Origin of the sequence: Nostoc flagelliforme FACHB-838 (genome assembly GCF_014698065.1) — a bacterium.
In the GTDB taxonomy this organism is placed as follows: domain Bacteria; phylum Cyanobacteriota; class Cyanobacteriia; order Cyanobacteriales; family Nostocaceae; genus Nostoc; species Nostoc flagelliforme_B.
In genome coordinates this window covers 1-8,175 of the sequence record NZ_JACJSI010000263.1, presented here as the reverse complement: position 1 = coordinate 8,175, position 8,175 = coordinate 1, and the positions used below count along the sequence as shown (strand labels likewise).

The 8,175-nt window shown below is 43.8% G+C and carries 6 protein-coding genes; 3 read left to right on the top strand and 3 right to left on the bottom strand.

Annotated features, from left to right (window positions below):
* Positions 1-479 precede the first annotated feature (479 nt).
* A complete protein-coding gene (locus H6G97_RS40030; RefSeq protein WP_104902315.1) occupies positions 480-674 on the top strand; it encodes a plasmid partition protein ParG in 195 nt (64 codons plus the stop codon).
* Positions 675-1,290: 616 nt separating this feature from the next.
* Complete coding sequence (locus H6G97_RS40025; RefSeq protein ID WP_338421946.1) at positions 1,291-4,626, top strand: plasmid replication protein, CyRepA1 family; 3,336 nt, start codon at positions 1,291-1,293, stop codon at positions 4,624-4,626.
* Between the two features lie 142 nt (positions 4,627-4,768).
* Here the strand turns inward: H6G97_RS40025 and H6G97_RS40020 are convergent, their stop codons facing one another.
* Positions 4,769-5,458, bottom strand: a complete 690-nt coding sequence (locus tag H6G97_RS40020) for a Crp/Fnr family transcriptional regulator (protein WP_338421945.1) — start codon at positions 5,456-5,458, stop codon at positions 4,769-4,771.
* A 246-nt stretch (positions 5,459-5,704) separates the two neighbouring features.
* Between H6G97_RS40020 and H6G97_RS40015 the strand changes: the two genes are divergently transcribed.
* Positions 5,705-6,325 (top strand): chemotaxis protein CheB, encoded by a 621-nt coding sequence (locus tag H6G97_RS40015; RefSeq protein ID WP_190946171.1) that lies wholly within the window; start codon positions 5,705-5,707, stop codon positions 6,323-6,325.
* 416 nt (positions 6,326-6,741) lie between these two features.
* Here the strand turns inward: H6G97_RS40015 and H6G97_RS40010 are convergent, their stop codons facing one another.
* Positions 6,742-7,215 carry a P-loop NTPase family protein gene (locus tag H6G97_RS40010; RefSeq protein WP_190946170.1) on the bottom strand — a complete coding sequence of 158 codons (474 nt, stop codon included), beginning with the start codon at positions 7,213-7,215 and terminating at the stop codon, positions 6,742-6,744.
* Between the two features lie 102 nt (positions 7,216-7,317).
* A complete protein-coding gene (locus H6G97_RS40005) occupies positions 7,318-7,986 on the bottom strand; it encodes a hypothetical protein (protein ID WP_190946169.1) in 669 nt (222 codons plus the stop codon).
* Between the last annotated feature and the right edge of the window lie 189 nt (positions 7,987-8,175).

Sequence of the window (8,175 nt, the reverse complement as noted above, 5' to 3'; positions counted from 1 at the left end):
GGAAATAATCGTAAAATGATTTACTAGCAATCTTTTTGAGATATCTCATCAAGATGATTTGTCGTGTAATTACGTATGCTAATTGTAAATAAAATTACTTCATACACAAATGTAAGTTTTAGCGATCGCTGGTTTTTGATCCGACCTCACAAAATCGCGTTGCTCCCCTCGTAAGTTAGGTATTAGCTTTTTTGAGTATATGACCGGATTTTGCAACTCGGTGATATTCCCTGTTTGGGTAACATTATTCGAGAGAAGTCTTCTTCTAACCCATTTGGTTGATCGTGGCTACCTGAATAAATCTCTACCCCGAAATTTTGAGCCGATACCTTTCTGGCTTCTATTGCCTTTGTTGGGTGGCTGTTTTTGGCTTGCATCTTTAATATAGCTCGAAAACTCGAATACTCAAGTACTCGAAAAGCAATATTTACTTATACTTTGGCGATAATTAAGAAAATTAATTAATGAGTATTTGAGCTATGGAGGAAAAGAAAAAACCAGGAAGACCATCTACCAATAAAGATGACCCTGTTTATGTCCGTGCCAGAGTGCCACGAGAACTTCACAAATCTTTCAAGCTTGCTTGCACAGAAGATGATTTGGTTATGGAAGATGTAGTAAAGGATTTGATTAAAGACTGGCTTACAAGAAGAGGCAAGAAAAATTCAGCTTAGATTTCGGAGTATTAGAGCTATATAATAAGTTAGAGTCCTGTAACTTCTCCCAATTTTCAGTTTGAGAGGAGGTGACATGAATGAAGGCAACGTACAGAACTTCAATTACTTGAAAAACTATCAACTTTTATTAAGTAATTTCAAGTAAAAGTCAGGTCTTGTTAGATAGAAGACGACCAGAAGTTCTGTAAGATCAGGCTATTACCTAAATCAAGCTTGTAAAGGAGGTAAATATACAACAGCACCAGAAATTAAAAGGGCAAAGCGCTACTAGGTAGTAAACGTTTTGCCCGACAGTAAAAACTAAATATTTCAAATTACTTGGAAGCGGGGTTTATCTCTAAACGACCAAAGAAGTGGAAGGAAGGTCAGATGTCTAACCACTAATTGGCAAAAGAGACTAGTCCGCGCTGCTTACTCATAATTATATATGAGTTGCTGTGGCAATTTATAAATTTCTGCTTGCAGATTTTGGCAAGAAAATTCATTAAATTGTTTTTATTAGCTCAAAAAAGGGCAAATTCAAGCAATACAGCGAATTATGTAGATATTAGGGTTTAGTAGCGCGATAACCCCCTCCAGATACTGAAAACCAAAGTATTTGAGGGAAAAATCCGTGATTAATAGCAACCGCGTACTTCAACCACATGAAGTTATAGGTGGGTTCGAGATGATGTCTCGCCCCTCTCACATAGAAGTCAACCATTGGAATGAATGGTTAGCCAGTGCTGTTGACCCAAAGTTAACAGCTTTGAATGTCCGCTCTCTTAGTGGCCCCTCAGTGTACGAATATCTGTTATGCGCCCTACCTCAAACTGCCAGACGTAACGATGGGCGGCTGCGTGATGGCTACTTGAAACGATATGCCCACGCGGAGTCCGGTGCATGGTGGGTTAGCGGACTTGACCCGCTTAATGATTGGTTGGCGATGGACTGGGGACGGATGAAACCAGATGACCCCCGCCTTGAATGGGACAAGACAACACAGCAGCAAACTCAAAAGCCAGTCAAGTACGAATCACCACCCAAAACTCCCAACCGAGTCACCTACTTGAGAATGCCCCTACATTTATGGCGATTGGTATCACTCCGCTATAACGTGCCGATGCCAGAACATATTACCGTTACAGAAGTTGGTGAAGCGTTAGGTTTTTGGGCTTGGGTAATGGCACATCCCGAAATCCCTGTAATCCTTACAGAGGGCGAGAAGAAGGGTGGTTGTCTCCTAACTTTGGGATTTGTGGCGATCGCACTCCCTGGAATCTGGAATGGTCGAGTGGGCAAGGAGGATTTAGAACGACTTCACCCTGATTTAGTCCCAATGGCTCAAAAGGGGCGTAAATTCGTTGTTCTATTTGACTACGAAAGCAAACCCAAAACCAAACAGCAGATTTTTCAAGCCACACGCCGCACAGCTTCTGCAATTGTAGAACAATGCTTGCAGTGTGAAGTAGCGCTGTTGCCAGGGCCAGAGAAAGGAATTGACGATTGGGTTGTAGTTTTGGGGAAAAAGGCGGATAAAGCCGTCACCACAATGATTGCTGATGCCTTGAGAATGAGCGAATACCAGCAAAGATTTTTCATCAATCGTGTCAGAGGACTCCATAAGTACAAGCCCAATGTGACAGTTAATACCCGTTATCTCTCACTTGCGATCCACTCCCTACCTCAATCGGGGTTAGTTGGTTTGGTTTCCGACATGGGAACAGGAAAGACTGAAATTTTGGCAGTTCTCAGAAGAGAGAACCCCCAACTCAGTTTTTTGAACAATGGGCATCGGGTTACTTTGCTCAAGAATCTCAGCGATCGCTTGCAAACAGCAATGTACTCCGCGATTTCTTGCGGAGACTGGGGTCAGGTAAAAGCTCTCAGCATTACCGTAGATTCTCTGTATAAAATGGCGAACGATTTACAGGCTTATGACATTCTATTTATTGATGAAGCCTGTCAGTATCTCGCTCACTTGCTCAAGTCCAAAACCTGCAAGGAACATCGTGGAGCGATTCTGGAAGTGCTTGAGTATCTAGTTTACAATGCCAAGCTGGTTGTTTTAGCTGATGCTCACCTCGATGATTTGACCATTGAGTTTTTCATGAATTTGCGACCGGCTGGTGAAAAACCCTACATCATCAAAAACCTGTATCGCTCAGGTGGTCGTCAAGTTCATTGGTACGAGGGGAAAAACAGCAGCGCAATCGTTGCAGAGTTCCACGCTCAACTGATGTCGGGTAAAAAACTGATGATGGTGAGTGACAGCAAGCGGTTCATCAAAAAGTTAGAACGAGCGCTCAATGACGGGACATCGATGGATACGCCTGATGACGAAACACCTGAATCAGCCGAAGACCGACAGCTACGGGTGTGGGCTATTCACTCGGAAAATAGCGGCTCTGAAGAGAATGTGATTTTCATCAGAGAGATTAACATTGCCATTAAGGATATTGACGCTTTTTTAATTACTCCCAGTCTCAGTTCAGGGGTTGACATTTCCAGCTATCATTTTGATGCCGTGTTTGGCGTGTTTCATGCTGTCTCGCAGTCGGCTACAGAATGCGCCCAGCAGTTATGGCGGTATCGTCCAAATGTCCCCATGTATGTTTGGGTAGCTCCGCGTCCTCCCTTTGGTTACGCCGAAACCAATGCCCGACGCATTAAAGAAAAGATTCTTCAGACAAATGAGATGACCGCTTTTCTGATTCGCATTAACCGGGAAACGGGCAAACGTGGGGCTGAGAAGGATTGGGCATTAGATGCCAGTTGTCAGATTGAAGGGCAACGGAATTGGTCGATTAATAATTTACGGGCTGATTTGCGTAAGCTCTTAGAGGAAATGGGCAATACGATTATTCCTTTGGGCGACGGTGGTGATGAAGCGACTTCGCGGTGGATGAAGGCGGCTGGTATTGCTATCGATGAAGAACATTATCGCAAGGTGGCGAATGCCAAAAATATTGACAGGAGGACTTACACCAGTAGGCAACATCAAGATTACCTGAAGCCCGAAGAAGTTTTGGAGTGTGAGAAGTTCCGTATACAGGACACTTACGGCATGAGCGTAACCCCGGAACTGGTTGAGCAAGATGACGGGGGACGCTTAATTAAAAAGATTGTCGCACTTGAAGCGATATTGGCCGCACCGGGGGAAATGGTCGCTGATGATCAGGGGCGCGAGTTTATTCCACCGCCAGCTATTGTTGCCGAACGTGATAAATCGGAACGGGAGCGATTAGCTATCTGCACAGACTGGAGTAACCATTCTACCTCCTGGCTTATGCGTCATCGGCTGGGATTGAGGGCGGTGTTGATGGATCTCATGTCTGGGGTTGAGATTAAAGGGGACGAAGCGATGATTCAAGTTTTAGCAGAGTTCTCCAAACGCAATGCCTCTCACGTTAAGGGGATTCTCAATCTGACCATTCCCCTCGATGAATCTCCTATGTGGATTTTGGGGCAGTATCTTTCTCAACTCGGACTGTCCACCGAATCACGGCGACCGCTTGAAGATGGTAAGCGCGTTAGGTACTATCGGCTCAATACTGAGGCTGTAGAGTTTGCCCAGAAGGTATTAGAGTATCGGCTTCGTCAACGGCAGGAGAAGGAACGCAAACGCCAAGAGTCACTTGAGCGAGATGCGGCTTATGCAGCTAGAATGCAGGCTCAGTATGGGATTAACCCGCCGTCCACACCCCCCATTAATGAAGATGGAGATAATAATCGGGGGGGTATGGACACAGATGAAGCAGACAGTATTTATTGGTGGGAACAGGTTAAATATTATGCTCAGTTGGCGATTGAGCGGGTTGAATATGGGGTGGAGTCAGTTAAAGAATTACTCAGTACACTAACGATTGATGAGCGGTGGGGCGTGATCTTCAAGTTTGAGGATATTGACCCTCAAAAGTTTGCTCAACTGGTGGCAGATGCCCCCGATTGGGTGGAATGGATGGCGTAAATCATCCCCTCATTGAGTTGAATAGGCATCACCGTGCCAGAAAAGGTTTTTTGTACGCTAAGAAAAATTATGAGCTACGACCACGCACCTTTCTTGCTCAGTCGGAACTGAGTGTGCAGATCCAAAGATGGAGCCAATAACCTTAATTGCTGTTAAGCAAACGCTCAAACTCCGCTTTGACGACTTGGTAACACTCGCAGGTGGTAGCTTCTAGACCTAAGCGGTCAAGGATAGTCATTTGCCCGCGAACATACTTGATTAGCCCCGCCCTCTGAAGAACAGAGGCACTAAGGCTAACACTGGAGCGATTCACACCTAGCATTTTGCTGAGAAATTCTTGAGTGATTGGAAAAGTGCCTGTCTCTACTCGATCGGCAGTCATCAGGAGCCAACGGCACAATCGCTCTTCCATTGAGTGCAGGCGGTTACACGCAGCTGATTGGGCGATTTGATTAAACAGCCCTTGCGTGTATCGTTGGAGCAGATCGTGCAACCGACTACTCGCGGTGACATGAGTTTTAAATGCATCTACTCTCATCCTCAATCCATAGCCAGGGACTTGTATAAAACACTCGCCCGGAATCCTATCGGCTCCCAGGAATACTGGAAGACCCACCATTCCTTCATTGCCCACCGTAGCCACTTCGATTGCCGAACCGTCCGTCAGAACGGTGAGCATAGAGGCTATGCCATAGTTGAGGAAATAGACATACTCAATTGGTTGGTTACGTAGGTAAAGGTCTTGTTTGAACTCTAGCGGGACAACCTCCATATAAGCAACAAGACGAGAGTATTCCTTAGAGGGTAGAGCAGCTAGAAGTTGGTTTTTCACAAGTGCAGGATTTTTGAAACAGAGATAGCACGAAGCTGTTTAAGCCAGTCTTATCTCTATTAAATAACCGACAGCAATCAATAACCTATAGCAAAAGGTTTATCTATTGTCAACAGCTTATATTTGTTGTCTAAATAACATACAATAATTATATGTTAGTTAGCTAACATAGCAGAGGAACTTGTCAGACTGCTATAGCACTAATTAGACGATCGCTACTGAGCGCTAAACATTCGCAAAGAAAAAATGGCGTTACAACAACACCGAATTCTGTCACACTTCCCCAATATTGCCTATAACATAGTGGCGATCGGAGCTTCTGCGGGCGGGCAAAAGCCAATCATCCAAATTTTGTCGGCAATACCCGCAGATTTCTCGGCGGCGATTATTGTAGTTCAGCACATGAATCCTTTCTACCCTAGTCGTCTGGCACATATCCTCAGCCGCCATACAGCGTTGCGGGTAGAGCAGGCAAAATCAGGGGAGATAATGCGTCCAGGGACTGTTTATACTTATGTTCCAGATCGGCATGTAGTAGTCGGTGCTAACGGTAAGCTGTCTCTGTTAGAGTCGCCAAAGATGAACTTTGTTCGCCCCTCAGTGGATAAACTATTCATGTCGGTAGGACTTAATTACGGAATGCGGGCGATTGCTGTTGTCCTAAGTGGGTTTGGCAGAGATGGTGCTTTAGGAGTGATGGCAATGAAAAAATATGGCGGCACAACGATTGCTCAAGATGAAACTACTTCGGAGTACTTCGATATGCCTTCATCTGCTATTGACACCGGGAAAGTAGATTTTGTTCTGACACCAGAGGCGATTGCCAAGAGCTTGACCAGCTTGGTAATGAGGGAATTAGCAGCATAAGGGGTAATTTATTAATTAAATCGGTAATGAATTTAATTCATCTATATTGCCCCCAGACCTCCATTAGTTAAAATGATAGGGAAAACTCTACGCGCCAGGAATTTTAATCCTCGAACGAGCAAGTCAGTTTCGCGGTCGCTCCTCGACATAACCCTTATAAACAGAGATTTTGGGCAAGTCAATCAATTCCCAAGAATTACTCCATTTTCTTAAAAGCGCTCCAAAACTCACGTTAATTTCATCATTATTACTTGATGGGCCTTGGTTAAAATCTATATCAGGCGTTCGCCTCAATGAGCGCCATTCGTCACATCAATAATATATAGTTGCGCTACACGTTAGGGCTAATACGTGTAATAAGAGCCTCAAACTCTTGTCGATTCATTGTGATGTCCCCGTAATTTGAGATGATTGGGTTATGCGATAATTTCATGTTTTCTGCCATTATATTGATTAAATATTGAACGATGGGATGAATAACCGAATTCATCTGAGCGTTCTTCATATTGTTGAATCCAATTCTGTAGAAACTCGAATGTTTGTGCCTGCTCCTCGGCTGATTTGAATTTGTGCGGCTCCCAAGGTCGATTGCGGTTATTTTCAAGACACTTACTAATGCCGGGATTTAGGAAATAAATTTCAGTTGAGAATTGGATAGCAGCTTCGATTAGCGTACTGTAGCAGCCTTCAATTATCCAAGAAATATTATTTTCTATAAAGTCTTGTAGATCCTTTGCTGAATCCTTTTGAGTCCGCCGGATGGCAATTTGGTTTGGTTCCCAAACGATAGTATCGAGATCAAGAATTGGAATCCTGAAGTCTTTACCAAGTCTATTTGCAAGAGTACTTTTTCCAGAACCGGAATTGCCAAATATTAAAATTCGATGCATTGTGGTGATTTAATTAAGGTGCAGCAGAGTGATTTCTCAATTTTCAAACAGCTAAAATTATTAATTCCAGGTTATTAGTCGAACGTGCAATGCAGCCACGAACTAATTGCCAACCCTGATCGTCCAGCAGTCCGATTGCAAATCCGGCGGCAGTTCTGCTGGAAACTCATCAGTGGCATCTATCATGATGCTAAAGTGTTGATTTGCGTTTTTTCCTAGCCTCTTGATTTCACGCAGCCATTTTGCAAGGTTCTTACCCATAAAATCAGGATTAGAGGTATCGAGAATTAACAGACGTACTCCGCTAGTAGCCATCCGTCGCAGCCGTTTCTCAATTTGTTTAGATGTAATTGATGAGGGTTTGATGCGGTAGGGGTCAGCAACATTGAAACTCATGACAGCTACACTGTATCGACCTTCTTTTATTGCATCACCATTATCAATACTGCCCATGAAAATGAAAACTTCGTGGTGAGGGGGGCAGGATTCCAAATCAACAACATTCAAAACGTTAGTGGCAATTTCTTTATTTAGGTATTGATGAGTTGTTGATTCATCCAGCCACAAAGTCTCAAGTCCATCTTTATTTGGGTAAGTGAACTCGCCAATGTCTGGGTGAAACTCTCCAACATTAATTAAGGCATACCCCAAGCCAAACTCGCGTTTCATCTGATGTATCTGCTTAAACGCCTTCGCCACAAAACTTGTATCAAGAAGCACTTGTGAGCAGAAGTCACTTAAAGCTTGCTGCAAAATTGAATTGGCATCCACAATAAACAGTGCTGTACTTTTAGTTGATGATACTAACTCACTCTAGTATGTCCGATTTTGGGGTAGACATAGCTCACAATACTGCTCGGTTAAGGAGAAATAGAGGGTAAAACAAGGAAGGTTTTGTTCGCGTGAAATTTCCGCGAATAAAATAAATAATTAGACTTACTTTTTCTCTTTGAGGCTATC

What these genes read in the sequence shown, in the direction of transcription:
- H6G97_RS40030 (WP_104902315.1), top strand. Translation starts at nt 480, where the DNA reads ATGGAGGAAAAGAAAAAACCAGGAAGACCATCTACCAATAAAGATGAC.
- H6G97_RS40010 (WP_190946170.1), bottom strand. Translation starts at nt 7,215, where the DNA reads ATGCATCGAATTTTAATATTTGGCAATTCCGGTTCTGGAAAAAGTACT.
- H6G97_RS40015 (WP_190946171.1), top strand. Translation starts at nt 5,705, where the DNA reads ATGGCGTTACAACAACACCGAATTCTGTCACACTTCCCCAATATTGCC.